The organism is Variovorax boronicumulans NBRC 103145 (genome assembly GCF_001591345.1).
Taxonomy (GTDB): domain Bacteria; phylum Pseudomonadota; class Gammaproteobacteria; order Burkholderiales; family Burkholderiaceae_C; genus Variovorax; species Variovorax boronicumulans.
The window spans coordinates 1-26417 of the sequence record NZ_BCUS01000016.1; the positions used below are offsets into that span (position 1 = coordinate 1).

Genomic DNA, 26417 nt, shown 5'->3' on the forward strand with positions numbered 1-26417 from the left:
GGGGCGGCGCCGCCGTCCACGCCCAGCCGGCCGCCGCCGCCCAGGCCTTGTCCGCGCACCGTCTGCGCCTTGTAGTTGCGCAGCGAACGGACCATCTGGTTGAAGGCGTCCATGAAGGCCGCCGCGATCACCTTGCCCTGCGCGGTGTTGGTGTAGCCGCCGATGCCGCCGGCACCGCTGCGGCCACCGAGGCCGCCGAAGCCTGCGAAGTCGGTCTTGGAGGCGCTGCCTTCGGCGGCAGCCACCTGCACGCCCGAGCGGTTGTCGATGAGCGTCAGCAGCGCGCTGGCTTCCTTGGTCTGCAGGCTGGCGCCCACAGCCGCGATGGCGCGGCCACGGCCGCCGCCCACGAGGCCGCCGAGCGCGCCGCCGATGCCGCCGGCGTCGTTGTTGCTGAACACGATCTCGGGCGACAGGCCGTAGTCGGAGGCCACCATCTGGCCGCGACCGAAGTTGCTGCCGCCGCGCATTTCGCCCGATTGCATCAGCGCGCGCTCGCGCGTCATGGCGTTCATGCCGGCCGCGCCGCGCTCCACCACCACGAAGCAGTTCGACTGCTGCACCAGCAGGCGCAGCAGGTTGGCCGTGGGCGGCAGGCGGTATTCACCGGTGAGGATGGTGTACCAGCCGGCATTGACGTTCTCGATCAGCGAGACGGTACCCAGTGGCGATTCGCAGCGCTCGAGCTGGCTGCTCTCGCCCGAGGTGGCACCGCCGGCGGCGCTGCCCGTGGCCGTGGTCTTGGCCGCCGGAGCGCCCATCTGCATGTCCATGGTCTGGCAACCGGAAAGCGCGAGCAGGCCCGCGAGTGCGCTGGCGAGAGAGAGTTTGGAAAAAGGCATGTCCCTGTCCATCAAATGAAAACAATGTGGCGTCCGGCTCATCGGCAGGCGCCGCGCCCGCGCGACGATACGGGCCGCCCGATGCGCGGGCCAGTGTCGAAAGTCACACGGTCAGGAACATTTGTGGCGCTTGTCGGGGCTTGGTTACAGTCCGAACTCCATTCGCAGGAGTTTTCAGATGGCCACAAAGAAGAGGAATATCGTGGGAGAAGCCGCCGTCGAACTGACGACGCAGCAGGTGGCGCAGGCCCTGGCCATTGCCGGGGCGTCGGGCTACAGCGGCAGCGCCGATCCGTCGTTCGTGGGGGCGGTGCTGGTGGCGCTGGCGGTCAACACGAGTTCCGTCAGCGCGACCATCGACAGTGCGAAGAGCAGGGGCCCCGGCGTCGCCGGCGTGCTGCAGCACTGACCGGCCGGTGGGGCGCCGGCCTCCGGCCTGAACCGGCGCACTTTCAGGTCGTGTAGTCGCCGCTGGCTTCCGGCTGGAACAGCACGGCGATCACGCGTGCGCTGTGTTCGCCGCCGCCCGGCGTCTTCCAGCGCGCGACCGCGCCGGTCTTCTGGCCGAGCAGGCCGATGCCGACGGGCGAGAACACCGAGATGAAGCCCGTGGTCGGGTTCGCATCGGCGGGATAGCAGATCACGATCTTCTGCCGCTGTCCGGCGGGCAGGTCTTCGATTTCCACCTGGGTGTACATCGTCACGATGTCCGAGGGCATTTCCCGTGACGGAAGGATGTCGGCCGTGTCGAGCAGATCGACCAGGGCCGGAGGAAGCGGCGTGTCCGCGAATTTGCTGAGACGAACGTAATCGAGTTCGGTGAGCGTGCGCTCCCCGTGAACGGTTGAAAGCATGAAGCACTCCAGATGAACGCAACCCGCCTTTCCGACAGACAGGGTCGCTACCGCGCGGTGTGGTGCCCGGCGGTCAAGGTGTGCGCATCAAGAAGAAGGTAGCGGACCGCCGGGCTCAGGAATGTGCGGACGTGCGTCGGAGGACCGACGTGGCCGCCGCGACGACGGCGCCCACACGACGACCGGCCGCTGCCATGGGCAGGGCTGCGCGCGCAGGGTATCGACGGGGCGAGAGGAGAGCCATGGGCCGCGAGTGTAGGGGATTCTGGCCAGATTGGCCAATTATGGCCCTACGGGTGCAGCGAGGAATTGCCGTGGAATCTCTGGATTCAATCTGCAGAACACCTGAATTGAAATCAAAAGCCTTTGATTCGAGACGGCGTAAATGAGTGATGGGAAAAGGGTGGGCAAGCGCTCATATTTACCGGATTCTTTGTGAGTTCGATATTTTCCTCGCCGCCGGGATTTCTCTGTAATTCATCGATGAATAATTTCTTGTGCCGTATCGAATGAGTGGTTTTAAATTGATTTTATGGGTTCGAATTTATTGAGAATATTATTTGGTGCATAAGAGGTATCACTGAGACTGCTGTTGTTGTCTCGATCTCAATTGTTTTGACTCTCCCAGAAGCTTAAAAGCTTCAATTGAGGGGGCTTCAGGTCGAACGAAATGGTGGATGCATTTTGTTTGTTCAATATGTCTCATTTGCGCATCCTCTGTTCTTTTGTTTGATTGCCATAAAAGCCCCGAGACATAAGAATTCAGTACGCAAAAATATGAGCGACCGATTGCCTTTAATTGCAAGCAATGTTGATTATTTGTTTGCAATAAGAGGTTGATTGCAAATTTTGCGACGTGAATTTCAAATATTGTTAATTGGGGTTTGAATGACAGCATCCACATGGGACTTGTTCTTGTCGTCGTCGCGAGGCCGCGCAGGGGCGGTCCACCCGCTGATCCGCGCGGGCCTGGCCCTGCTTGCCGCAGGCGCCGCGACCGTCGCGTTCGCGCAACCCACCGCTTCGCTGGAGGCGCCGCGCGCACCTGTCGCGGCCCAGGCCGTGACCGTCGTCCTCGCCCAGTCGAAGGTGGTCAAGGGGCCCGACGGCAATGAACAGTTCCAGGACGCGGCCACCATCAAGCCGGGCGACGTCATCGAATACAAGGCCACCTACACCAACAACACGGGCAAGCCGGTCAAGGGGCTGGTGGCGGATCTGCCGATCCCCGAGGGGCTGGAATACCTGCCGCGCAGCGCGAAGCCAGGTGCCAGCCTCGTGAAAGCCGCCACCAAGACCGCCGTCTTCGAGCCCGAGCCGCTCGTTCGCAAACTGCCCGGCGGCAAGACCGAACCCGTTCCCTACAGCGAGTACCGCATGCTGCGCTGGAGCCTGGGCCAGTTGCCCGCCAACGGCAGCCTCGCCGTGAGCGCGCGCGCCAAGGTCGAGACCGTCGCGCCGCCAACGGCTGTGCCTCCCACGCCCGCCACGCCGCCCCCGCGCGGCAAGTAAAGGCCGCGCCGGCCCTCGCGCGCTGCGCGAGGCGAGGGCGCCCGCCTTTTCCATCGATCTCTTGTTTCTGAGTGCCAGTCGGCAGGTACGCGTTCGCCCATCGAAACGTACCGGCCAGGTTCTTTCGTGTTCCCGTTCATCGACAACAGAGGAGAAAACTACGTGATTCCCACCCAGCCAACCCAACGCGCCAGCGGCTGCAAGCCGTGCGCGCCCTGGGCAGGCGCCGCAGCGTTGACGCTGGGCTTCCTTTTCGGAAGCCCGGCTGCATTTGCCGCGTCGCCGCCCGCCAACACAGTCATCGGCAACCAGGCGTCCGCCAGCTATTCGGACGCCGCCGGAACGACCCAGGTCGCCACTTCCAACTTGGTGCAGACCACCGTTCTCCAGGTGGGCTCGTTCACGCTCGACAGCGTCAACCAGGTCACGACGACCATCGTCAACACCAAGTCCGGCGCGGCCGGTGCCACGGTCTATGCGCCTCACGTGCTGACCAACACCGGCAATGGCGTCGACACCTTTGCTCTCACGGTCAAGGCCGACGCAGGCAAGTTCTCGCGCGTCGAGGTCTTTGCCGACGCCGACGGCAACGGGCTGCCCGACAGCACGACGTCGCTCTGCTCGGCAACTGGCACGGACGTCTGCACGGTGACCCCGGCGCAGAGCGTGCCCGGCAACAACGGCGCGTTCCGTTTCGTCGTGGCCTACACGATCCCGGGCTCGGCCACCGGCGCCGGCAATTTCGATGCCGCAACGATCACCGCCACCCCGGGCACCCCGGCGCTGTACACCGCGCCGAACACCTCGGCGGCCGACAAGGACGAGGTCAAGCTGGCCACCGATGCGGTGTTCAACCTCACCAAGGTCATCGGCACTCCGTCGGTCGCAGCGCCGGGCAACGGCGTCTGGCCGACCGCGCCGGCCAGTGGGCCGAGCTCTTCCGCTGCCTGCACGGCCACGAGCTGGACGGCGGGTCTCGCGTCGAACGCGAACTGCCAGTACTCGGTCTACACCCTCACGTTCAACAACACGGGCGGCGCACCGGGCAAGTTCGCGCTGTCCGACGTGTTGCCTGCAGGTTTGACCTACGTCACCGGTTCGGCCGTGTGGAGCGGTGCGTCGGGTACGGCGCTGGGTGACGGTGCGGGCGGTGATCCGTCGGGCATCGACTTCCAGGTGACCGGCAACACGCTGAATGCCGTGGTGGCTTCGCTGAGCCCGAACGTGACGCAGACGCTGAGCTTCGTGGTGCTGGTGAACAGCACCGCGGCGGTCGGTACGTCGACCACCACCAACGTGGCCCGCTACAACCCCGCGACCGCGCCGGCCGGCGTGACCGCGGCGTTGATCGGCACGGTCGGTTCGACCTCCAACCCGTCGGCGTACACCGTCCTGGCGCGTTTCGGCATCGTGGTGGGTTCCAACCCGTCCACGGCTGCAACGGCCCTCGACGCGACACCCGGCACACCGAACCCCGCCGGGCAAGATCTGACCACGAGGCAGTTGGCCGTCGCAGGCGGCAGTGTCCGTTTCCCGCAAACCGTGTTCAACACGGGCGGCGCCTCGGATGCCGTGAACCTGTCGATCTCCGCCAGCACCTTCCCGGCCGGCACGAGCTTCCAGTTCTTCGCGGCCGACAGCGGCGCACCGCTGCTGGACACGAACGGCGACGGCGTGCCCGACACAGGCCCGATTCCAGCCGGCGTGAGCCTCAACATCGTGACGCAGGTGCAACTGCCGCCGGGCACGGTGGGCGGCGCCTACGTGGCCACGGTGCTCGGTCGCTCCGTGAACGACAACACGAAGATCGATGCGACCGAAGACCGCCTCGAGCGCGTGATCGAGACCCTGGTCGACCTGACCAACACGAAGATTGGTACTGGCACCGGCAGCGTCGCCAACGGCGACCTCGGCGCGGGCCCCAGCCCGTTGCCAACGCAGGTTCATGACACGGGCGCCGGCACCGGCACGGTCTTCACGCTGTGGGTGAAGAACCATGACGTGATCGACGCGACCTACAACCTTGCCGCCAGCCAGACGACCGGTTTCCCGGGCGCGCTGCCGGCAGGCTGGACGGTCAAGTTCGTGGCGTTTGGCGGCACCTGTGCATCGCCGGCCATCTCGAACCTCGCGGTCATCGCCGGGGGGCAGCAGGCGGTCGAAGCGTGCGTCACGCCGCCTTCCTCGCAAGCCGCAGTCACTGCAGTGAAGATCTACTTCAAGGTGCAATCCACTGCGGTGGCCTCGACCGGCGGCATCGCTTCCGACGTCAAGACCGACGCAGTGACGGTGACCTCGACGGCCCTGCAGCTGGGCGCCTCGCTCACGCCGAACAACAACGGCCAGGTCGCGCCCGGCGGCACCGTGGTGTATGCCCACACGCTGACCAACATCGGCGCCCAGAGCTGCGGCGCGTACACGCTGACAGCCACGGTGCCCGCGGCGGATGCGGCGCAAGGCTGGACCACCACGGTCTACCTCGACGTCAACGGCGACGGACAGATCGACGCTGGCGACACGCCGGTGAACGGTCCGCTGGCAAGCCTGCCGGCCGGTGCAGCGCAGAAGCTGCTGGTGCGCGTGTTCGCGCCGGGCGGCGTGAGCGCGGGTGTCAGCAACACCACGACGGTGACGGCCACCTTCACCGACCCGGCCCCCAACTGCGGTACCCCTTCGGCCACCGACATCACGGCCGTGATCACCGGTCAGATCCGCGTCCTCAAGACGCAGGCGGCCGATGCGACCTGTGACGGCGTGGCGGACACCGCGTTCGCGGCAACGTCGCTGCAGTTGAAGCCGGGCCAGTGCATCGTCTACCAGGTCGTTGCCACCAACGAAGGCATCGTGCCGGTGACCAACATCGCCATCAACGACGCACTGCCGGCGTACACCGTCCTGAGCGCGAAGCAGCCTGCATTGCAGTGCGAAGCCCCGGGCATTGGCGGTACGGCGCCGGCCTTCGCATCGACCGCCACCGCGGTCAGCTGCGGCAGTGCGGCCAACACCGTGGCCCCAGGTGGAAAGGTCACGCTGACCTTCGCCGTGCAGATCAACCCCTGATCTGACATCGGCGCCGCCGACGGTTCCGCCAGGGCCGTCGGCTGTTTCCCGCGAGGCCCGAGTTCGCCCCGGTGCCTCGCCTGTTTCCCCTGCCGCTTTCACGCACATCGCTGCATGCAAGCCGTGCCTTGCCGGCCCTCGAGGCGGCAGAGGAAAGAGTTCTTCGACTGTTTGACGTGTCTCCCGCAGCGGGAGGTGCCAGGGAAGGTTCACCGCGTGCCACTTCTTCTTTCTTCTTCTTCGCGTGCCGGCATGCCTCGGTGGTGGGGCTGCGGGGCGCTCGCGCGCAGCGCGATGGCGGCCTTCGGCCTCGCACTCGCCACCGCAGTGGCACTCGCCATGCTCTTCGCACCGATCGCGCAGGCGGCGCCCGCGCCCGGCGGCGTCGTGATCCGCAGCATCGCGACGGGCACCTACGTCCCGGCCGGCCTCGGGCACAGTGAGACGGCCATCTCCAATGCCGTGACCGCCAGCGTGCTGCCCGTGGAGGCGCTCTCGCTCACGCAGGACCAGCGCGTGAACCGCCCGCCCGGCACCGTCGTCACGCTGAGCCACCTGCTCACCAACACCGGCAACGTGGCTTCGCGCTACACCCTGGGCCTCGTCAACGACGGCGCGGGCTGCCCGGCCGACGGGCTCGACCTGTCGGCGTTGCGCGTGGCGCGCGACGCCAACCACAACGGCGTCGTCGACGCCTCCGATCTGGTGCTGCTGCCCGGTGCCGCCGGCGCGCTCGCGCTGGAGCCGGGCCAGACGGCCGAACTTCTGGTGCAGGGCACCATTCCCGCGGCGGCCAGCGGCAGCGCCTGCGTGGTGCTGAGCGCGACCACCGCCCTGCAGGGCGCGAGCGCGAGCAATCGCGACACGGTCGACGTGGGCAGCGTTGCCGTGCTTGCGCTCGTCAAGTCGGCCAGCCATGCGGGCGCCATCGTGCCCGGCAGCACGCGCATCGACTTCAGCATCTCGGGCACCAACACCGGCGCGCGCGACGCGCAGCCCGGCGGCGCGGCCGCGCCCACCGGCACGCAGGTGCTGGTCAATGGCAGCCCGCGCAGCCTGCTGCTGCTGCGCGACCTCGTGCCCACGGGCACGCGCTACCTGCCTGGCAGCCTGCAGAGTACGGCGGCCGGCGCGGTGCGCCTGTTCCGCATGCCCGGCGACCCCGACTTCAGCTACCGCTCCGCTGAAGACGGCGCGGCGATCGAAGTCGCCATCGGCGTGCCCACCGCGCTCGCGCGCAACGCCTCCATCGCCATGCAGTTCGCGGTGCAGGTCAAGGCCGATCACACCAGCGACATCCGCAACACCGCGCATGGCCATTACAACGACGGCGTCGCGCCCGCCGCGTCGCCGTCGAACACGGTGGTGATCGCGGCGGCCCCGCCGCAAGGCCAGGGCCGCATCGGCGTGGCCAAGGCAGCCTCCACGCCGCGCATGCAGCGCGGCGCGGACGGCCAACCCGACGGCACGGCCACCGTCACCTTCGATGTCCACGTGCGCAACTACGGCACGACCGCGCTGCACGGCGTGCAGCTGGCCGACGTGCTCGAAGGGCAGGGCGCCGCGCAGTTCGGCACCCGCACGACCGCCGCGGTGCCGGGCGCGCGCCAGTACGCCGTGGTGCCCGGAACCCTGGCCATCGTCGGTGGTTCGGACAATGGCGTGGCGGGCACGGTGGCGGCCGTCAACGCCGCATTCAACGGCACGGCCTCCGCGCAGGACCTGCTCGCGCCCGGTGCGGTGCTGCCCGTGGGCGGCCAGTTCACGGTGCGTTTCGACGTGCGCTTTCACGTGTCGGGTCGCGCGGGCGCGCTGCTCAACACCGTGCGCGCACAGGCCGCGCTCGCCGCCGGTGGCCCGCCCACCGTCTTCGACGACTCCGTCAACGGCAGCAACCCCGATGCCGACGACGACGGCAACCCCGGCAACGACACCTCGCCCACGCCGGTGCAGCTGCAGCAGCCCGTGCTCTCGCTCGTGAAGAGCGTCTCGCAGCCGCGCCGCGTGGCAGAGGGCGTCTACGAACTCGACTACCGTTTCAAGGTCGGCAACACCGGCGCGGCCCCGGCCCCGAACGTGCGCGTGATCGACAACCTCGACTGCACTTTCGACATGGACAAGCCCGACGGCCTCGTCGCCGCCTGGGAACTCGTCGGCACGCCGAAGGTGCGCAACGGCGTGCTGCAGATCGCATCCGGCTTCACCGGCCGCGCCGCCTGCGACCGCGAGGCTGCCGCCAGCGCCGACCCCTTCAAGCTGCCCATGCAGGCCGCACTCGGCCTCACCGACGGCAGCCGCGCGTTGGCACCCGGCCAGAGCGAAGACATCGAATTCACCGTGCGCGTCACCCGCAAGCCTTCGAGCAACGGTGCTCGCGTGCCATTCACCAACAAGGCCTGGGCCGCCGCCTTCGAGCAGAACACCGTTCCTGCGTCGTCGGCCGCGCTCGTCACCGCGAGCGCCAGCAGCGCGTCCTCCATGCTGGCCGACCCGCAGGGCGTGGTCTACAACGCCGTCACCCGCCAACCGGTGGCGGGTGCCGTCGTCACCTTCACCCGCCAGTCGTGCAGCGACGGCGCCGCCCGGCCGATGGCCCTGGCCGAGGTGTTCGGCGGCGACAGCGGCGTCTACCGCGCCAACGCCGACGGCAGCCTGTCGATGACCACCGGCGCCGACGGCGGCTACCAGTTCTATTTCCTGTCGCCGCCGGTTACCGGCAGCTGCACCTATGCGCTGGGTGTGGCGCCGCCCGCGGGCAGTGCCTACGCGGCGCCTTCGCAGCTCATCCCCGCCACGCCCGGCACCTTCGACCGCTGCGGCGCCATCGTCCCGAATGCGGCGTCGCCGCAGGGCGCGGAGCCCACCACGCACCACTTCTCGCTCAAGGCCGGTTTCGAGCCCTCGGGCGCGGCCTGCGACGTGGTGCACAACCACATCCCGCTCGACCCGGGCAACGTGCTCGGCCTCGTGCTGCGCAAGGAAGGCAGCAAGCGCCAGGTCGAGTTCGGCGATTTCCTCGACTACGCGCTGGTCGTCACCAACAAGACCGGCTTTCCCATCACCGGCCTCAGCCTCTCCGACCAGTTGCCGCCGGGCTTCGCCTACGTGGCCGGCAGCGCGCGTCTCAACGGCGCGGCCACGGCCGATCCCGTGGGCGGGGCCGGTCCCCGGCTGGTCTTCAACCAGCCCGGCCTCGCGCTTGGCATCGACCAATCCGCCACGGTGCGCTACCGCGTGCGCGTGGGTGTTGGCGCACCGACGAACGGCGATGCCGTCAACCGGGCCCGCGCCAATTCCGGCCCGATGCAGTCGAACCTCGCCCAATGGACCGTGCGCGTGACCGGCGGCGTGTTCTCCGACGACGCCTTCCTCTTCGGCAAGGTCTACATGGACTGCCGGCGCGACGGCCGCCAGCAGGGCGTCGACGAAATCGGCGTGCCCGGCGTGCGCCTGTACATGGAAGACGGCACGCACGTCATCACCGACGTCGAAGGCAAGTGGAGCCTGTACGGCCTCAAACCGGTGACCCATGTGCTGCGGCTCGATGCCACCACGCTGCCCGCCGGCGCGCGGCTCGAAGCGCTCGACAACCGCAATGCCGGGCGCCCCGAAAGCCGCTTCGTCGATCTCAAGAAGGGCGAATTCCACAAGGCCAACTTCGTCGTCGCCAACTGCGACGCGCCGACGGTGATGAGCGAGGTCATCGCGCGGCGCGAGGCCATCGCCGCCGTGCCCGACACCGAGGCCGAAGCCCAGGTGCGCATGCGCCTGGACCCCGAAGGCCGGATCGTCCTCGTGGGCGATCGGCGCGCGCTGCCTGCCAGCGGCGAGGTGCGCGCGGGCGGCAGCACCGGCACCGGCACCACGCAGGCCAGTTCGGCACCGCTGATCGCGATGCCCACCGCACCGGCGTCGCCCAGCAGCTTCATCGGCGGCGCGTCGGGCAGCCAGGGCAGCACGCTCGGCGCGGCGACCGGCGGTGCCGCGGCGGATGGCGCATCCCCCGTGGGCAGTCTTTTCTCCGGCATGCGCCTGTCCCGCGGTATTGCGCAGCCGACCACCGCGGTGGCGCCGCCGCAGGCCGTCCCCAGCCCCATCGACCTCGAGGCCCTGCTGCCCCGCATCGAAAGCAACGCCCTCGGCTTCATCGACCTGCGCGATGGCGACACCTTGCCCTCGACCTCGCTCAACGTGCGCGTCAAGGGCGAAGCCGGCCTGGCGCTGCGCCTGAGCGTCAACGGCCAGGGCGTCGAGGAGCGCCGCGTCGGCAAGAAGACCGAGCAGGCCAGCCGCAAGATCGGCGCCTGGGAATACATCGGCATCGTGCTGCGGCCCGGCGTCAACCGCCTCGTGCTCGAAGCCGTCGATCCGTTCGGCAACGTGCGCGGCGCTGCGCAGCAGATCAGCGTCACCGCGCCCGACAAGCTCGGCGCCATCCACATCGACGTGCCCGCCTCTGCGCAGGCCGACCTGCGCACGCCCGTCGTCGTGAAGGTGCGCCTGACCGACGCGGCCGGCGTGCCCGTGACCGCGCGCACGCAGCTCACGCTCGAGACCGACCGCGGCCGCTGGCTCGACGAAGACTTGAACCCCGCCGAGCCCGGCACCCAGGTCTTCATGGACGGCGGCGTGGCCGACTTCCGCCTGCTGCCACCCGGCGAACCCGGTGACGCCCGCCTGCGCGTGACGGCCGCGAGCTTCACGAGCGAGGCACGCCTGGCGCTGCTGCCCGAGCTGCGCCCCATGATCGGCGTCGGCATCGTCGAAGGCGTGCTCGACTTCACGAAGCGCGGCCAGGTGCCGTTGGGCGCGATGCCCGCGGGCGCGGCCTTCGAGGCCGAGCTGTCCGGCCTGGCCGACGAGGGCAACGACAAGCGCCGCGCGGCCGCGCGCGCTGCCTTCTTCTTCAAGGGCGCCGTCAAGGGCGAGTACCTGCTCACTGCCGCCTACGATTCCGACAAGACGCGCAAGGACCGCCTGTTCCGCGACATCCGCCCCGACGAGTTCTACCCCGTGTACGGCGACTCGTCCGCGAAGGGCTTCGACGCCCAGAGCACGCAGAAGCTCTACGTGCGCATCGACAAGAACCGCTCCTACCTGCTGTACGGCGACTTCAGCACCGCCAGCAGCACCGAGGTGCGCAGCCTGAGCCAGGTCAGCCGTTCGCTCACCGGCCTCAAGCATGTCTACGACGACGGCGAGGTGCGCACCACCACGTATGCCTCGCGCACCGCGCAGACCCAGCAGGTCGAGGAGTTCCGCGCCGTCGGCACCTCGGGCCCGTACTACCTGGGCGCCAGGGGCGGCGAGTTCGTCGAGAACAGCGAACAGGTCGAGATCGTCGTGCGCGACCGCAACCAGCCCGACCTCGTGCTGCAGCGCACGACCGTGACGCGCTTCGTCGACTACACCGTCGAGCCGCTCACGCGCCGCCTGCTGTTCACGCGCGCCATCGCGTCGGTCGATGCGAACCTCAACCCGCAGTCGATCCGCGTCACCTACGAGGTCGACGCGGGCGGCCCCAAGTTCACCGTGGCCGGTGCCGACGTGCAGCTCAAGGTGGCCAAGAACCTGCAGGTCGGTGTGGTCGCGGCCATCGACGAAAACCCCGAGAACCGCCGCAAGCTCGGTGCCGTCACCGCCCTGGCCCGCTTGGGCGACCACACCACTGTCGCCGGCGAATGGGTGCAGACCGACTCCGACCGCAACGGCAAGGGCAGCGGCGCCCGCGTCGAGCTGCGCCACCAGGGTGAAGACCTGGCCGTGGCCGCGCTCGCGAGCAAGACCAGCACCGGCTTCGACAACCCCGGCGCGAGCTTCTCGGCCGGGCGCACCGAAGCCTCGGCGCGCGCCGAGTACCGGCTCGACGCCGCCACCGCGCTGCGCGGCGAACTGCTCTACGGCCAGGACGCCCTGCGCGAAGGCACCCGCCGCGGCATCACCGCCAGCGTGCAGAGAAAGTTCGGCGAGCAGCTGGTGGGCGAGTTCGGCCTGCGCCACGGCCACAACGGCACCGGCCTGGGCAGCGGCTCGGGCTTCGACTACGGCCAGGTCTCCACCTACAGCGGCAACCTGGGCAGCGGCGTGGCTGCCAACAACGTCACCGCGCTCGGTGCGGCGGCCAACGCCGGCACCCAGGCCAACGCCAACGACGACGACCTGACCACCGTGCGCGCCCGCCTGTCGGCGCAGGTGCCGGGCGTGCCGCAAGCCAACGTGTTCGTCGAAGGCGAGCAGGACATCCGCAAGTCCGACCGCCACGTGCTCGCCGTGGGCGGCAACTACGCTGTCACCGACAAGACGCGCCTGTACGGCCGCTACGAACTGGTCTCCAGCCTCTACGGGCCGTACGAGCTGAACGCGGGGCAGTCGAACAACGTGGGCATCCTGGGCATCGAGAGCGCCTACATGGAGGGCGGGCGCGTGTACAGCGAGTACCGCCTGGCCGACAGCCTCGACGGGCGCGCCGCGCAGGCCGCCACGGGCGTGCGCAACACCTTCAGGGTCGATGACCACTGGCGCCTGACCGGCGGCGTCGAGCACACGCGCCAGATCGGCGGGCTACGCAACAGCGGCAACAACGGCACCGGCCAGGCCAGCGGCCTGGCGGGCGACTCCACCGCCATCACCGGCGGCGTGGAATACACCGACGCGCGCATCAAGGCCAGCGGCATCCTCGAAGGCCGCCACGGCGACGACGCGGACACGCGCCTGTTCAGCGCGGGCTTCGGCTTCAAGATCGATGCGTCATGGAGCCTGCTGGCGCGCAGCGTGATGAGCGCCAGCGAAGGGCAGGGCGCCAACGCCGGCAACGCGCACCACCTGGCGCGCCACCAGATCGGCCTGGCCTACCGCCCGGTCGACACCGACAGCTGGAACGCGCTCATGCGCTACGAGCGCCGTTCCGAGCGCGTCACCGGTACCGGCAGTTCGACCGGCGCACTCGACGGCGCCAGCGTCTTCGGTGCGGGCAACGGCAGCGCAGCGCTGCCCGGGCGCACCAGCGCCGACATCGTCTCGGCCCACCTCAACTACAACCCGCGCCCCGGCACCGTCATCAACGGGCGCTACGCCGCCAAGTGGTCGCGCGCCGACGACGGCCTGCTGCGCAGCACCTACTGGGCGCACCTGCTGCAGGCGCGCTACACGCAAGACCTCAACGACAGCTGGGACCTGGGCGTGCAGGCCGGCCTGCTGCGTGGCAAGGGCGGCGGCCTGCAGAAGACCTTGGGCATCGAAGTCGGCTACCAGGTCATGAAGGACCTGTGGGTGTCGGCGGGCTACAACTTCGTGGGCCTGAAAGACCGCGACCTGGCGGCCAACGACTACACGAGCAAGGGCGCGTACATCCGGCTGCGTTTCAAGTTCGACGAGACGGCGCTGGGTGCCGCGTCGGCGGGCGCGGCAGCCCCCGTGAAAGACGAGCGGACCGATCGATGAAGTCGCGGAGGAATGGCCAATGAAAATGCAAAAAACTGATTCGATGCGCTGCGCGACGGCGCTTCGCTGCCTACCCGTGCGGACGCGTGCGAGAGGCGTGGCGCACTTCTTTCATGCCTTGCGCGGCGTCGTCTTTCTGGCACTGACCTCGCTCCTGATCGGCACGCAGGCCACGGCTGCAGAGTTCTGTCTAGGGGAGCGCGGGACCTACGGGGGCGTCGCTGTCACCACGGAGGGCACATGCGAGGCGAAGGACAAGTACGCATGGGGTACCTATCTCCGGCTGGGAAAGTTCGACATGCGGGAGGCATGCACGTTCAACTTTTCTGTGCCGGTGAAGAACCTGAGCGTTCGCACTTACGTGCTCAACTGCTCCGAAGTTTGGTGCGAGAAGATGGCGGTGTCCGTCAACGGAAATCACTATCCGTTCACTGCGGCGGAGGTCACGACGCCTATCTCCGATCTATTGGCCACAGAGTTCAGGGCCTTTGCGCCGGTAAAAATCGATGCAGACGGCAATCTTGAGGGGGCGGAACTCGCCACCTCGTTCGGTTCTGGGGCTTCTGCATGGGCCTTCGTTTCGAGAACATCCGTATCTTCCGTCACGCTCTCGAACGAGCCAATCCACGGTCAGCCCAATGGGACGGACAACGCGGTGTGCTTCGTCGTGCCAGACCCCCGGTTGACGCTCAAGAAGGAAGCCAGCGCGGCCCCATGGGTCGTCGGCCAGCCTGCCAGCTACACGCTCACGCTGACGAACACGAGTGGCGTCGCGACTACTACCGATACGGTGGTGACCGACAACGTGCCGCCTTCGCTGACCATCGGCGACCTTCCCCCGTGGTGCAGCCGAATAGGCCAGAACGTCGGTTGCCTGGTGCCCGCAGGGCTCACATCGTCCGTGTCCTTCGTCATTCCGGTGACGCCCCTGCCTTCTGCCGTGCCCAGCGTGACCAACACGGCCACGGCATCGAGGGGGGGAGACCCCACTTGCAACGACACAGGGGCGTGCACGAGCACGGTGACCACGCCGGTGGCCCCTGCGTCTCCGCCCGTCATCACCTCGACCAAGACGGTCAGCGCCAGCCCGCTGGTGGTGGGGGCGCCCAACCAGTTCTACGCTGTGCTCGTTACCGTGGCCAACGGCACGACCACGGTGCCGATCTCGGTGATGGACACCTTGCCGCCGGGCGTCACCCTGCGCGGGGCCCCGACATTGGTGGCGGGAACGACCACCGGCGTGCTGAGTGGTTGCCCGACCTCGGGATCGAACACGACCAACTGCAGCGTGGCGGCGGGCATCGCGCCCGGTACTTTCGAAATACGGATTCCTGTGAACGTCGCCGCGTCGGCCGTGGGCGCAACGGGCGGCACGAACATGGTGAATCTCAGCGGCGGAGATGTCGCCTGCACGGCGGCGCCAGGAGAGGCGTGCGATGCGAGCACGCCGGCCACGCGCGTGGTGCCCCAAGCGACGCTGAAACTCGAAAAGATCGCTGATGTGGCGCAGTTCGCCGTTGCCGCGCAGGCCAGCTACACACTGAAACTGAGCAGCACCAACGGCGGCACGACCACGGCGAACAGCGTCATCACCGACACCATTCCTGCCTCCTTGACGATCGGCACGCTGCCTTCGGGGTGCAGCAGGGTCGGGCAGGCCGTGACGTGTACGGTGCCTGCGGGCATGGCAACGTCCGCGTCGTTCGTCATCCCGGTGACGCCCTTGGCGACCGCGAGGCCGAGCGTGACCAACGTGGCCACGGCCGTGGGCGGCGGGGACCCTGCCTGCAACGGTGCGGGGGCATGCGTGAGTGCGGCGACCACACCTGTGGCCCCTGCGCCTCACATCATGGCGTTGAAATACGCGAGCACCAATTCATTGATCGTGGGAATGCCGGGGCAGTTCTATGAGGTCGATGTCTGGGTGGAGAACGGACCGACCACTGCGCCGCTCGTGCTTGAGGACGTGTTGCCCCATGGCATCACGCTGGCAGGGCCGCCCGTGCTGCTCGCGATCGGGACCACGGGTGTCCTGAGCGGCTGCTCTGCGGCGGGCTCCGCGATCGTCCGTTGCAGCGTGGCTGCGGGGGTCGCGCCGGGCTTGTTTCAGATCCGGATTCCCGTGCACGTCGATGCCGCGGCCGTGGGGCCGCAGGGGGGAACGAACACCGTCAACCTGAGTGGCGGCGGCGATCCGGCATGCACAGCCACGCCAAACGAGGCGATCTGTGATGACACGACGCCGCCGGTCGCCGTCCGCCTGGGGGACCCGAAACTTCGCATCGCCAAGGAAGTGATCAGCGGTTCCGGCACCCATCGCTTCGACTTTGCGCTGTCGGGCCTGAGCGTGGCCCGCGACACCATCACGGTCACCGTGCCGGGGCAGGGGGCCGGCGCGCAGACGATCACCGGCAAGGTCGGCGTCCCGGCGACCATTACCGAAACGTCGCCCGCCGGCTGGCCCGTGAATCCGGTGAGTGCCAGTTGTTACGACCTGAAGGACCTCATTGCACCGTCGCCCATTCGCGGGGCGTCGGGTTCCAGGCCGGCGGCCGCGGCGGCACAGGCACCGCCGGTGGTGCTGGCAGGCAACGTGCTGACGATTCCCGCCGAATGGATGGTGGTGGGCGCGGACATCCGATGCACCTTCGTCAACAGCGATGCACATGCCATCACCGGCCGCGTCTTCAACGACAACGGCAGCGGCGCGGGCGTGCCGAACGACGGCGTGGCCAACGGCGGCGAGGCCGGGCTGGCGGGCGTGCGGATGCGGCTCACGAACTGCGGCGCGCGCGTGTGGTCCACGGCCGTGACCGACGGCTCGGGCCGCTACCGCCTGGAGGTGCCGTCGCAGCCTTCGTCGCCGTCCAACGGCGATCCGCTGTGCGTCGAAGAGAGCACGCCGGCGGGTCATCTGTCCACGGGGGCGTCGGCCGGCAGCACGCCGCTGCCTTCCGGCACGGGCGTGGCCGTGGGCGGGCGGACCTACACCTACACGCGCACCGCCGCGGGGGCGCCGGACCACATCGCCTTTGCATGGAAAGAGGCCCGGGCCGGCGAGCTGAACTTCGGTGACGTGGCCCTCAACCGCTTCGGCGCCGACAGCGCCCGCACCGGCTCGCCCGGCAGCAGCGTGAGCCACGCGCACACCTTCGTGGCGCAGACCGGCGGGACGGTGAGCTTCGGCGTGGCCGGCGCGGCGGCCACACCGCCGATCGACGGCTGGAGCGCAAAAATCTACGAAGACCCGGGCTGCACCGGTGCCTTGCAGGCCGGCGCCGCGGTGCTCTATCCGCCGGCGGTGCCCAGGCCTGTGACGACAGGGCAGAACCTGTGCGTGGTGGTGCAGGAGTTCATTCCGGCCAGCGCGCTCGCCGGCTACAACGACAAGCGCTCGGTGCAGGCGAGCTTCGTGTTCACGAACGCATCACCCGCGTTGAGCGCGAGCTACCTCGTGCTCGACACCACGACCGTGTCGAGCACGGCGCTGGAGCTCAAGAAGGAAGTGCGCAACCTGACGAAGAACGGCGACTTCGGACTCAACAACGAAGCCAAGTCGGGCGAGACGCTCGAATACCGCATCACCTACACCAACAACGGCGCAACGCCGATCAGCGGCCTGACGGTGAGCGACGTCACCCCGGTCTACACCAGCTTCGTCGCCTCGCAGGAAGGCGCGACCCCGGCGACGCTGACCGCTTGCACGAAGCGCACGCCGGCCAATGCCTTGCCTGCGCCGGTCGTGGCGTGCGCGGCCGCACAAGCGCCGGGCGGAACGGGGTCGCTGGACTGGAAGTTCACCGGGCAACTCGCGCCCGGCGGTACGGGCAGCGTGCGATTCAGGGTGACGGTGAACTGACGACTTGCGCGTCAGCAGGCGCGCAAGCTGCTGCTATCAGCAGCGTCCCTTTTTCGCCTGGCCGGGCGGGCAGTGGCCGCCGCCGCGGTGGTCGTCGTCATGGTCGTAGCGGTCGTGGTCATGGCGGCGGTGGTGGCGGTCTTCGCGGCGTTCCTCACGGCGCTCGGCGCGGCGCCAGTCGCCTTCGCGCCAGCGCCAGCCGCCATCGGCGCGCACCCAGCCGCCCGGGGCGTAGGCGTAGTCGGGGCGGGCTGCCACGTAGTAGCCGGGGCGCCATGCGTAGGCGCGGTCGTTCCACTGCCAATGGCCGGGCACCCAGACCTGGCCGCTGCGCGGCCGGGGCGCGGGCTCGTAGCGCGGTGCGGGCGGCGCGACCTGGATCAGGCCGGGCACGTTGATGTTGACGGACACCTGCGCCACGGCGGGCAAGGTGGCGGCGGCCACGGCGGCGGCCAGAAGAATTCTTGTGAGTTTCATCGTGATGCCCTTGATGGTTGTTATTTGTGAATGACTGAACTCAAACAACGCCTGAGCGGCGCGTCGCGTGCACGGGTTTGCCCGGGGCAGGGCAGCAGAAGCCGTTAACAAAGAGGGAGTTTTGCACGCAGGGCGGGGCCCGCGTGTCGGACAGGCCCGCGAGCGGACAGGCGGCGGCCGATGTGTGGCGCCAAAGCAAAAGGGGCCGCAAAGCGAAAAGGCCCGTTACCTTGTGAGTAACGGGCCTTCAGCAAATGGTGGCTCCTCGACCTGGGCTCGAACCAGGGACCTACGGATTAACAGTCCGGCGCTCTACCAACTGAGCTATCGAGGAACAAGCCTTCAATTATATTCAATGGAATCGCCGTTCTGAACGGCGACCCTCAATTTTTGCCAATCGAAGTGCGTGGGGCGATTTCTTTCCATCGCTTGGCACACGTCTTCGTTCGACGGTCGTCTCACAAATGAAAAGGCCCGCTACCTTGTGAGTAGCGGGCCTTCCAGAGGCGTTGCGGCTTTGTGATGGCTCCTCGACCTGGGCTCGAACCAGGGACCTACGGATTAACAGTCCGGCGCTCTACCAACTGAGCTATCGAGGAACAAGCCTTAGATTATAGCGTGATTTTTGGGGCTTCCAAAACAACGCGGCGCCCGCGCAACGAATTCGTGGCAACGACGCCGCGATGACGAAGACGAAGCGCCCCGCTCATGTCGTCACATCGCGATGCTCACGCCCAGGCGCAGCGTGCGCGGCGCGCCCGGGAACAGGTAGACGTGGCTGAACTGGTAGGGCGATTCCTTCCAGTAGCGGCGGTCGAACAGGTTGTCGACGGCCAGCGTCCAGCTCGTGGCCATGCCGGCCAGCTTGGTGTCGTAGCGCAGCACTGCATCCAGACGCGTCCACGACGGCAGCCGGATCGAGCCGTCGGGCAGCACGTTGCGGCGGCCTTCGTACGACAGCTGTCCCGCGAGTTCAAGGCCCGGCACCGACGCGAAGCGGTAGCCGGCCTGTGCGCGCAGCACCTGCTTGGGCACGTTGGTGGGCGCCTGTCCGTTGAGTTCGGGTGCGGTCGTGCTGCCGCGCCGCTTGGCGTCGATCAGCGCGAGGCTGCCGCCCAGGCGCCACGGGCCGCCGGTCCATTGCGCGCCGGCCTCGAGGCCGCGATGCACCGCGCGGCCGTCGTTGCGCACCGTGCAGAACGCGCCGCACAGGTCGAGGTTGGTCATCGGGCGCGAGATGTCGAACCACGCGAGTTGCCAGTTGAACGCCGCGTCGCCGCCCTTCAGGCCGAGCTCCCATTGGCGCGATTGCAGTGCGGGCAGTGCCTCGCCGGCGTTCGCGTACTGCGAGCTCTTGTTGGGCACGACCTGCGACTCGACGCCCTTGCCCCAGCTCGCATAGGCGAGCAGCCCGGGCTGGATCGTGTAGCTGGCCGCGATCCACGGCGTGGTGATGCTGTCGCTGTAGCCGGTGGGGCGCGAGCCGTCGGTGCGGATGCTGTCGCGCGACAGCCGCGTGTGCCGCGCGCCGATCCAGGTCGTGAAGCGGTCGTTCCAGCGGATCGCGTCCTGCACCGACAGCTCGGTCGAGCGCTCGTTGCGGTTGGTGTTGGCGTCGGTCAGGCGCGGGTCGGCCGGCGTCATCGCGGTGGCCCAGATGTTGCCGGTGCCGACGTAGTTGTAGGCCTGGTCCTGGAAGCGGTTGCGCACGCGGCTTTGCAGCAGGCCGAAGCCCAGCTCGTGCCGCACGCTGCCTGTCATCACGTTGCCCTTGAGGTTCAGGCTGCCCGCGGTCTGCGTGCGGCGCTCGTTCTCGCTGCGGAAGTCGTACACGTCGAAGGTGCCGTCGGAACAGTAGCGGTCGTAGTTGCCTTCGGCGCCGCAACCGAAAGCGTAGGCCAGCCGGTCGTCGGTCTTCAGGCGCTGCTGGCCGATCTGCGCGCTCCAGCGCCAGTCGGCATTCAGCGCCTGGCTGAAGCGCACCGTACCGGTCAGCGCCTTGAACACCGAGGGCTGCGACCACGGCTGGTTGTTGAGGTTGATGCGCGGATCGACCGGTCGGGGCAGCGTGTTGCCCAGCAGGCTGTAGCCGTTCTGGCTCGGCTGCTGCTTGTGGCTTTGCTCCACCTCGAACTCGAGCACCGAGTCGCGCGTGATGCGCCAGTCGGCCGCGAGCGAGAAGAGGCGGCGGCTGCCGTCCAGGTTGTGCGTGAGCGGTTTGAGCTTTTCGCCGGCCACGTTGAGCCGGTAGCCGAACTGGCGGTTCTCGCCGAAGCGCCCGCCGAAGTCGAGCGCGCTGAGCACGCTGCCGCGGCTCGTGGTTTCGAGGCGGATGGTGCGCAGCTCCTGCTCGGTCGGGCGTTTGACGACGTAGTTGACGAGCCCGCCCGGCGCGCTGGTGCCGGCCTGGATGCCGCTGGTGCCACGCAGGATCTCGATGCGCTCCTTGTTGTCCAGAGGGATCGCCGTCTCGGCGCTGATCGCCAGGCCTTCGCGACGGTAGTTGAAGCGGTTGTCGAGCACGAAGCCGCGCACCGTGAGGTAGTCCCAGTAGCCGGCGGAGTTGTAGGCGTCGGTGACCGAGGCGTCGAACTGCGTCAGGTCGGCGAGGCGGCGTGCGCCGCTGCTGCGCAGCTGCTGACTGTCGATGATGGTGGCCGACAGCGGCAGCTCGCGCAGCGGCACATCGCCGAAGCCGCTGATCTCGGCCTGCGGCGCGGCGGCGCCGTCGTTCACGGTGACTTCGGGCAGTGCTTGCGATGTCGATTGCGCATGCGCGCCGCAGGCACCGAAAGTGAGAAGGGCTGCGGCAAGCGCGCGCGAAAGCGGGGAGTGCGAGAAAAGTCGAGCGTTCATTCTGTGCGTTCAGGGGAAACCGGGGCGGCGTGCATTGCCGTCATCCATTGCGCGGCCGTGGCCTCGGGGTCGTCGGCGGCGACCAGTGCGCGCACCACGGCAACCGAGCCGACGCCGGTGGCGAGCACCTCGGGCAACCGCACGGCATCGACGCCGCCGATGCCCACCTGCGGGTAGCCGCGCAGCAGCCGCGCGTAGGCCGCGAGCCGCGCCACGCCCTGCGGCGCGGTCGCCATCCTCTTGAGCGTGGTCGGGTAGATGGCGCCCATCGCGATGTAGCTCGGGCTCACCGCGTCGGCGCGCACCATCTCGGCGTAGCCATGGGTGCTCACGCCCAGCCGCAGGCCCGAGGCGCGCAGTTGCTGCAGTTCATCGGGCGACAGCGCGTCGAGGTCTTCCTGTCCGAGGTGGATGCCGTAGGCGCCGGCCGCGATGGCGACCTGCCAGTGGTCGTTGATGAAGAGCAGCGCACCCGTGCCGCGCACCGCATCGACGGCGGCCTGCACTTCGCGCGCGACGGCCTCGGCGTCGTCCGACTTGAAGCGCAACTGCACCGTCGGCACGCCGGCGCGCGCCATGCGGCCAACCCATGCCGCGTCGGGCAGCACGGCGTAGAGGCCGAGCCGTTCGGGGCAGGGCGGAAAGGCGTCGGCGCGCGCGGTGGGTGGAAACGGTCCCATGCCGAAATCGGCTGGCGCATCGGGCCATGCCGACGCGTCGAACTGGCTGAGCCGTTCGGTCTGCGCGCGCCATGCATGGGCGAGGCATTCGGCGTCGATCTCGATGAAGCCGAGTGCGGTGCAGGCCTGCTTCGCGCCACGGTAGACAGCGTCGTCCGACGTAAAGCGCGGTGCACCGCTCACGGGCGTGGACATGGCGGCGCCGAAGCGCAGGCCGTGGGCCGCGACGATGGCTTGCGCCACGGCGCGGGCGTTGGTGGTGTCGATGGCGTTCATGGTGCGTGGTGCCAGAAGGGCGTGCCGAGCACGGGCGTGCTGGGCTGCGCGGCGTCCTGCGCGGCCATCGCGCCGGCGCGGTAGGCGGCGCGGCCGGCCTGCACCGCATCGGCGAACGCGCCGGCCATGGCGACGGGTTCCTGTGCGAGCGCAACGGCGGTGTTGAGCAGCACGCCGTCGTAGCCCCACTCCATCACCTGGCACGCATGCGAGGGCAGGCCGAGGCCAGCGTCGACCAGCATCGGCACCTTCAGCCGCTCGCGCAGCAGGCGCAGCGCATACGGGTTGACCGGCCCGCGCCCGGTGCCGATGGGCGCGGCCCACGGCATCACGGCTTGGCAGCCCACATCGACGAGGCGCTGGCACAGCACGAGGTCTTCGGTGCAGTACGGCAGCACGTGGAAGCCGTCGCGGATCAGCTGCGACGCCGCATCGACGAGGTTCAGCGTGTCGGGCTGCAGCGTGTAGTCGTCGCCGATGAGCTCGAGCTTGATCCACGGCGTGTCGAACAGCTCGCGCGCCATCTGCGCGGTGGCGATCACTTCCTGCACGCTGTGGCAGCCGGCGGTGTTGGGCAGCACCGGCACGGCCAGCTTGCGCAGCAGCTCCCAGAAGCCGTTGCCGAGGTCGCTGTTGCCGGAGCCCTGGCTGGCGGTCTGGCGGCGCAGCGAGGCGGTCAGCATCGCGGGTTGGGCGCGCTGCACAGCGGCTTCGAGCACGTCGGGCGAGGGGTAGCGCGCGGTGCCCAGCAGTAGGCGGCTGTGGAAGGTCTGGCCGTAGAGGACCAGGGGATCGGGATTGGTCATGGTTGTCGTCTCCATCGTCTTGTCTCTGTGGTGTCGTTCAGCCGCCGGTCACTGGGCGGATCACCTCGACGCGGTCGTCGGCGTGCAGCGGGTGCGTGGCATAGGCCGAGCGCGGCACGAACTCGCGGTTCACCGCCACCGCGAAAGGCGGCACGGCCTGCAGCACGGCCAGCGCGTCGGCGAGCAGCGCGCCCTCGGGCAGCGTGCAGGGCTTGTCGTTGATCAGGATGTTCATCGGGGTCGTCGTTGTTCTCGTCATGCGTCGGGCACGTCCATGCCGAAGCTGTGTGCGAGCGTGGAGCGGCCGTGCGTCAGCAGTTCCATTGCCGCGTCGAGCAGGGCAGGCGCGATCATGAAACCGTGGCGGTACAGGCCGTTGATCTGCAGCACGCGCGGCTGCGGCTGGCGAATGGCGGGAAGGTTGTCGGGCAGCGTGGGCCGGCATTGCGTCGCGATCTCGACGATGCGCGCCTCGGCAAAACCGCTGTGCACCGCGTAGGCCGCGCTCAGCAGTTCGAGCGTGGAGCGCACGCTGGCGGGCGACAGGTCGTCCGACTCGATCTCGGTCGCGCCGATCACGAACAGGTGATCGGGCTTGGGCGCGATGTACAGCGGGTAGCGCGGATGCACGAGGCGCGTAGGGCGCTGCAGCGTGACCTCGGGCGCATGCACGCGGATCACCTCGCCGCGCACGCCGCGCAGCGCGTTCCATTGCGGCTTGGCGCCGAGGCCCCGGCAGTCGATCACCCAGTCGGGCTGGCTCGCCGTGCCGGGCGAAAAATCCGAGGGCGCACGCGGCGACTGCCAGTGCAACGTCACGCGCGCATCGGCTTCGAGCGTGGCGCGCAGCGACGCCAGCAGCGCGCGGTTGTCGAGTTGGCCTTCGCCCGGCAGGTACAGGCCACGGGCGAAGCGCGTGCCCAGCGAGGGCTCCAGCGCGGCGATGGCGGCGGGGGTGTCGAGCGCCTGCATCGGTGCCAGCTCGGGCACCTGCGCACCGGTGCGCGCCAGCACGCCCGCGAGCCGCGTGGCCTCGGCGGCGTCCTGGCGGTGCCACAGCACCAGCGTGCCTTCGCGCTGGAAGAACACGGGCTGCGCCAACGGCGCCAACAGCTCGGGCCAGCGCGACAGAGCATGCTGTCCCATGCGCACGACCGACACCGGCGCCACGGCCGATTCGGCCAGCGGCGCGAGCATGGCCGCGGCCACGCGCGCGGCCGCGCCTTCGGCCTCGGGGCTGCCGGCCTCGTACAGGTCAATCTTGCAGCCAGCTTGCGCGAGTGTGACCGCCATCAGGCGGCCCATCAGGCCCGCGCCGAGGATCGCCGCCGAGCCGAAAGGCAGGGGATGCGGTGTGCTCATGCGGCACCTCCGTCGGCTCGCCGATAATTTTCGACATGACCCAAGCCCCCACCCAGCGCTACGCACGCGTGCTCTCCATCGCCGGCTCGGACAGCGGCGGCGGCGCCGGCATCCAGGCCGACCTCAAGACCTTTGCGGCCCTCGGCTGCTACGGCATGACGGCCATCACCGCGCTCACCGCGCAGAACACGGTGGGTGTCTCGGGCATCCACGGCGTGCCGCCCGATTTCCTGAAAGCGCAGATCCAGGCCGTGGTGGAAGACATCGGCGTCGACGCCGTCAAGCTCGGCATGCTGCACGCGCCCGAGGTGGTCGAGGTCGTGGCCTGGGCCATCGACCGCTACCAGCTGAAGAACGTGGTGCTCGACCCCGTGATGATCGCCACCAGCGGCGACCGCCTGATCGCGGCCGAGACCGTGCAGGTGCTGGTGCGCGAGCTGTTCCCGCGCGCCGTGGTGGTCACGCCCAACCTCGACGAAGCCGCCTTGCTGGTCGGCCATGCCATCGGCGGCATCGACGCGCTCGACGGCGCGGCCGACGAACTGCTCGCGCTCGGTGCCAAGGCCGTGCTGCTCAAGGGCGGCCACCTGCCGGGCGACGAGGTGGTCGACGTGCTGCTGGAGCGCAACGGCGCGCGCAAGCGACTCGCGTCGCAACGCATCGCCAGCCGCAACCTGCACGGCACCGGCTGCACGCTCTCGTCGGCCATCGCCGCGCACCTGGCACTGGGCCTGGCGCTGCCCGAGGCGGTCGAGCGCGCACGCACGTACATCCTCGGCGCGATGAGCGCCGGTGCGAATGTGCAGGTCGGTGCGGGCCACGGTCCGCTCAACCACGGCTTTGCGCCAGTGCCGACCCACCGCTTGCCGCTGTCGGCCGGCTGAGCCAGGCCAGCACGAAGGTCGCCGCCAGCGTCGGCAGCGCCGAGCCGAACTGCGGCGCCCACTTGGCCAGCGCGTGGTAGGCCGCGATGCCCGCGAGCCAGATCAGCGCCGCGCCCCAGTCGATGGTGCGCGTGCCGTTCGCCGACACGGCACTTCCGCTGCCCAGCCGCCCGAGGATCACGCCGTACAGCGGCACGAACACCGAGCTCAGCAGCAGCAGGAAGGGTTCGAGCGTGTGCATCGGCAGCACCAGCGCCAGGCCGATGCACAGCACCGCCAGCAGCAGGCCCCAGCGCTTCACGCTCCAGCGCGGCAGCAGGCTGTGCGTGGAGACCGAGCCCGAGTACACGTCGCCATAGGCGTTGTCGAGTTCGTCGATGAGGATCAGCCCCAGCGCCACCAGCCCGCCCTGCGCCAACAGCAGCGCCGTGACGAGGCTGGTGCCCGGCTCGGCCACGCTCACCACCATCACGCCCAGCGCGTAGCACCAGATGTTGGCGAGCGCGTAGCCGATCCAGGTGCCGCTGAACGCGCTGCCCAGGCCGCCCCCGGCGCTGCGCTTGCCGTGGCGCGCGTAGTCGGCCACCAGCGGCAGCCACGACACCGGCATCGCAATCACCAGGTCGAGCGCGCTGAACATGCCCATGCTGCCGTTGCCCGGCCGCGCCCAGAAGGCGTCCAGGCCCTTGGCGTGCAGCTGCGTGGCGAACTGCCAGCTGAGCCACAGCAGCGACAGCACCACCAGCGGCAGGCCGAAGCGGCTCACGAAGCGGCGCACCAGCTTGACCATCGAGCCGGCCAGCAGCGCCAGCAGCACCGCACCCCACAGCAGCGTGGTCAGTACGCCGCCCCAGGCCGTGCCCAGCGCGGGGCCGAAGGCCTGCTGCCCGATGGCCTGCGTGCCCTCGCGCATGATCACGAGTTCGAAGGTGGTCCAGCCCACCAGCTGCACGATGTTGAGCAGCACCGGCAACCGCGCGAAGGCGCTGCCGTAGGTGGCGTGCATCAGTCCGGCGCTGGCCAGCCCGGTTTCGCAGCCCAGCCGCGCCGTCCAGGCCAGCAGCCCGGCGCCGAGCAGCGAGCCCAGCACGATGGCCAGCGCCGCGTCGCGCGTACCCACGGCCGGCACCAGGTAGGCGCCGATCTGCATCACCAGCAGCCCGACGCCGAGGCTGAACCACAGCGAGGCGTGGTCGTGCCAGCCGAAGACGCGCCGGGAGGCGGGCAGGGGCGTGAGCGCTTCGTTGCCGGGCGAAGCGGAACTGTCGTTGTCGTTGTGTGCCATCCGTTTGCTCCAGTGCAAAAGGTTTGGCAGGTGGGCGAGGCTCCAGTGGCGTGGCCGTCACGCGAGAGAACGTGAGAGGCCACCGGACCAGCTTCCCTGCGCGAGGATTACCTCAGTCAGGTTCAAAGGGACTTTCTCAGCCACACCGGTCGAAACCGGTGCAGCACCCCTAGCGAAATGTCATTTTAGGCGCGTGTGTCGCGGACGCACCGAAAAGTTCCTGC

At 68.9% G+C, this 26417-nt stretch carries 15 protein-coding genes, 2 tRNA genes and 1 riboswitch; of the genes, 6 read left to right on the forward strand and 11 right to left on the reverse strand.

Annotated elements, in window-relative coordinates:
- Positions 1-842: CsgG/HfaB family protein (locus VBO01S_RS06935; RefSeq protein WP_062472427.1), on the reverse strand; the 842-nt coding region annotated here is incomplete at its 3' end.
- A 178-nt stretch (positions 843-1020) separates the two neighbouring features.
- Between VBO01S_RS06935 and VBO01S_RS06940 the strand changes: the two genes are divergently transcribed.
- The gene (locus tag VBO01S_RS06940; RefSeq protein ID WP_062472430.1) at positions 1021-1251 is read left to right on the forward strand and encodes a hypothetical protein; all 231 of its coding nucleotides are present in this window, start codon (positions 1021-1023) and stop codon (positions 1249-1251) included.
- 43 nt (positions 1252-1294) lie between these two features.
- Here VBO01S_RS06940 and VBO01S_RS06945 read toward each other — a convergent pair whose 3' ends face one another.
- On the reverse strand, positions 1295-1696 hold the full coding sequence (locus VBO01S_RS06945; RefSeq protein WP_062472433.1) for a GreA/GreB family elongation factor: 402 nt from the start codon (positions 1694-1696) through the stop codon (positions 1295-1297).
- An 888-nt stretch (positions 1697-2584) separates the two neighbouring features.
- Here VBO01S_RS06945 and VBO01S_RS06950 point away from each other — a divergent pair.
- The 4 genes from VBO01S_RS06950 to VBO01S_RS31690 all read left to right on the forward strand — a co-directional run bounded on the left by VBO01S_RS06950 (position 2585) and on the right by VBO01S_RS31690 (position 17567).
- On the forward strand, positions 2585-3208 hold the full coding sequence (locus VBO01S_RS06950; RefSeq protein WP_082818023.1) for a DUF11 domain-containing protein: 624 nt from the start codon (positions 2585-2587) through the stop codon (positions 3206-3208).
- A gap of 162 nt (positions 3209-3370) precedes the next feature.
- A complete protein-coding gene (locus tag VBO01S_RS06955) occupies positions 3371-6268 on the forward strand; it encodes a beta strand repeat-containing protein (protein WP_062472573.1) in 2898 nt (965 codons plus the stop codon).
- A 216-nt stretch (positions 6269-6484) separates the two neighbouring features.
- Entirely contained in the window at positions 6485-13708 is a 7224-nt protein-coding gene (locus VBO01S_RS06960; RefSeq protein ID WP_255221071.1) for a hypothetical protein, read from the forward strand.
- A gap of 97 nt (positions 13709-13805) precedes the next feature.
- Positions 13806-17567, forward strand: a complete 3762-nt coding sequence (locus VBO01S_RS31690) for a prealbumin-like fold domain-containing protein (RefSeq protein WP_169805031.1) — start codon at positions 13806-13808, stop codon at positions 17565-17567.
- Positions 17568-17603: 36 nt separating this feature from the next.
- Here the strand turns inward: VBO01S_RS31690 and VBO01S_RS06985 are convergent, their stop codons facing one another.
- From VBO01S_RS06985 to VBO01S_RS07020, 8 genes are all read right to left on the reverse strand, one after another.
- Positions 17604-18044, reverse strand: coding sequence for a YXWGXW repeat-containing protein (locus VBO01S_RS06985; RefSeq protein WP_062472450.1), 441 nt, complete (start codon positions 18042-18044; stop codon positions 17604-17606).
- Between the two features lie 258 nt (positions 18045-18302).
- Positions 18303-18378, reverse strand: a tRNA-Asn gene (locus VBO01S_RS06990).
- Positions 18379-18567: 189 nt separating this feature from the next.
- Positions 18568-18643 (reverse strand) — tRNA-Asn (locus VBO01S_RS06995).
- Positions 18644-18758: 115 nt separating this feature from the next.
- Positions 18759-20900 (reverse strand): TonB-dependent siderophore receptor, encoded by a 2142-nt coding sequence (locus VBO01S_RS07000; protein ID WP_062472453.1) that lies wholly within the window; start codon positions 20898-20900, stop codon positions 18759-18761.
- Entirely contained in the window at positions 20897-21856 is a 960-nt protein-coding gene (gene thiE, locus VBO01S_RS07005) for a thiamine phosphate synthase (protein WP_062472456.1), read from the reverse strand. Before thiE ends, VBO01S_RS07000 begins: the two co-directional genes overlap by 4 nt.
- Positions 21853-22662 (reverse strand): thiazole synthase, encoded by an 810-nt coding sequence (locus tag VBO01S_RS07010; RefSeq protein ID WP_062472459.1) that lies wholly within the window; start codon positions 22660-22662, stop codon positions 21853-21855. The genes thiE and VBO01S_RS07010 overlap by 4 nt, the downstream gene beginning before the upstream one ends.
- A 37-nt stretch (positions 22663-22699) precedes the next feature.
- Positions 22700-22897 carry a sulfur carrier protein ThiS gene (gene thiS, locus VBO01S_RS07015; protein WP_062472460.1) on the reverse strand — a complete coding sequence of 66 codons (198 nt, stop codon included), beginning with the start codon at positions 22895-22897 and terminating at the stop codon, positions 22700-22702.
- Positions 22898-22917: 20 nt separating this feature from the next.
- A complete protein-coding gene (locus VBO01S_RS07020) occupies positions 22918-24024 on the reverse strand; it encodes an FAD-dependent oxidoreductase (protein ID WP_062472464.1) in 1107 nt (368 codons plus the stop codon).
- Positions 24025-24059: 35 nt separating this feature from the next.
- Between VBO01S_RS07020 and thiD the strand changes: the two genes are divergently transcribed.
- A complete protein-coding gene (gene thiD / locus VBO01S_RS07025) occupies positions 24060-24908 on the forward strand; it encodes a bifunctional hydroxymethylpyrimidine kinase/phosphomethylpyrimidine kinase (RefSeq protein WP_062472470.1) in 849 nt (282 codons plus the stop codon).
- Here thiD and VBO01S_RS07030 read toward each other — a convergent pair.
- Positions 24853-26193 (reverse strand): purine-cytosine permease family protein, encoded by a 1341-nt coding sequence (locus VBO01S_RS07030; RefSeq protein ID WP_062472471.1) that lies wholly within the window; start codon positions 26191-26193, stop codon positions 24853-24855. The genes thiD and VBO01S_RS07030 overlap by 56 nt on opposite strands.
- A 76-nt stretch (positions 26194-26269) precedes the next feature.
- Positions 26270-26374, reverse strand: a riboswitch (TPP riboswitch).
- Positions 26375-26417: the final 43 nt, after the last annotated feature.

What these genes read in the sequence shown, in the direction of transcription:
- thiE (WP_062472456.1), bottom strand. Translation starts at nt 21,856, where the DNA reads ATGAACGCCATCGACACCACCAACGCCCGCGCCGTGGCGCAAGCCATC.
- VBO01S_RS06950 (WP_082818023.1), top strand. Translation starts at nt 2,585, where the DNA reads ATGACAGCATCCACATGGGACTTGTTCTTGTCGTCGTCGCGAGGCCGC.
- VBO01S_RS06985 (WP_062472450.1), bottom strand. Translation starts at nt 18,044, where the DNA reads ATGAAACTCACAAGAATTCTTCTGGCCGCCGCCGTGGCCGCCGCCACC.
- VBO01S_RS06945 (WP_062472433.1), bottom strand. Translation starts at nt 1,696, where the DNA reads ATGCTTTCAACCGTTCACGGGGAGCGCACGCTCACCGAACTCGATTAC.
- VBO01S_RS07010 (WP_062472459.1), bottom strand. Translation starts at nt 22,662, where the DNA reads ATGACCAATCCCGATCCCCTGGTCCTCTACGGCCAGACCTTCCACAGC.
- thiS (WP_062472460.1), bottom strand. Translation starts at nt 22,897, where the DNA reads ATGAACATCCTGATCAACGACAAGCCCTGCACGCTGCCCGAGGGCGCG.
- VBO01S_RS07020 (WP_062472464.1), bottom strand. Translation starts at nt 24,024, where the DNA reads ATGAGCACACCGCATCCCCTGCCTTTCGGCTCGGCGGCGATCCTCGGC.
- VBO01S_RS06940 (WP_062472430.1), top strand. Translation starts at nt 1,021, where the DNA reads ATGGCCACAAAGAAGAGGAATATCGTGGGAGAAGCCGCCGTCGAACTG.
- VBO01S_RS07030 (WP_062472471.1), bottom strand. Translation starts at nt 26,193, where the DNA reads ATGGCACACAACGACAACGACAGTTCCGCTTCGCCCGGCAACGAAGCG.
- thiD (WP_062472470.1), top strand. Translation starts at nt 24,060, where the DNA reads ATGACCCAAGCCCCCACCCAGCGCTACGCACGCGTGCTCTCCATCGCC.
- VBO01S_RS07000 (WP_062472453.1), bottom strand. Translation starts at nt 20,900, where the DNA reads ATGAACGCTCGACTTTTCTCGCACTCCCCGCTTTCGCGCGCGCTTGCC.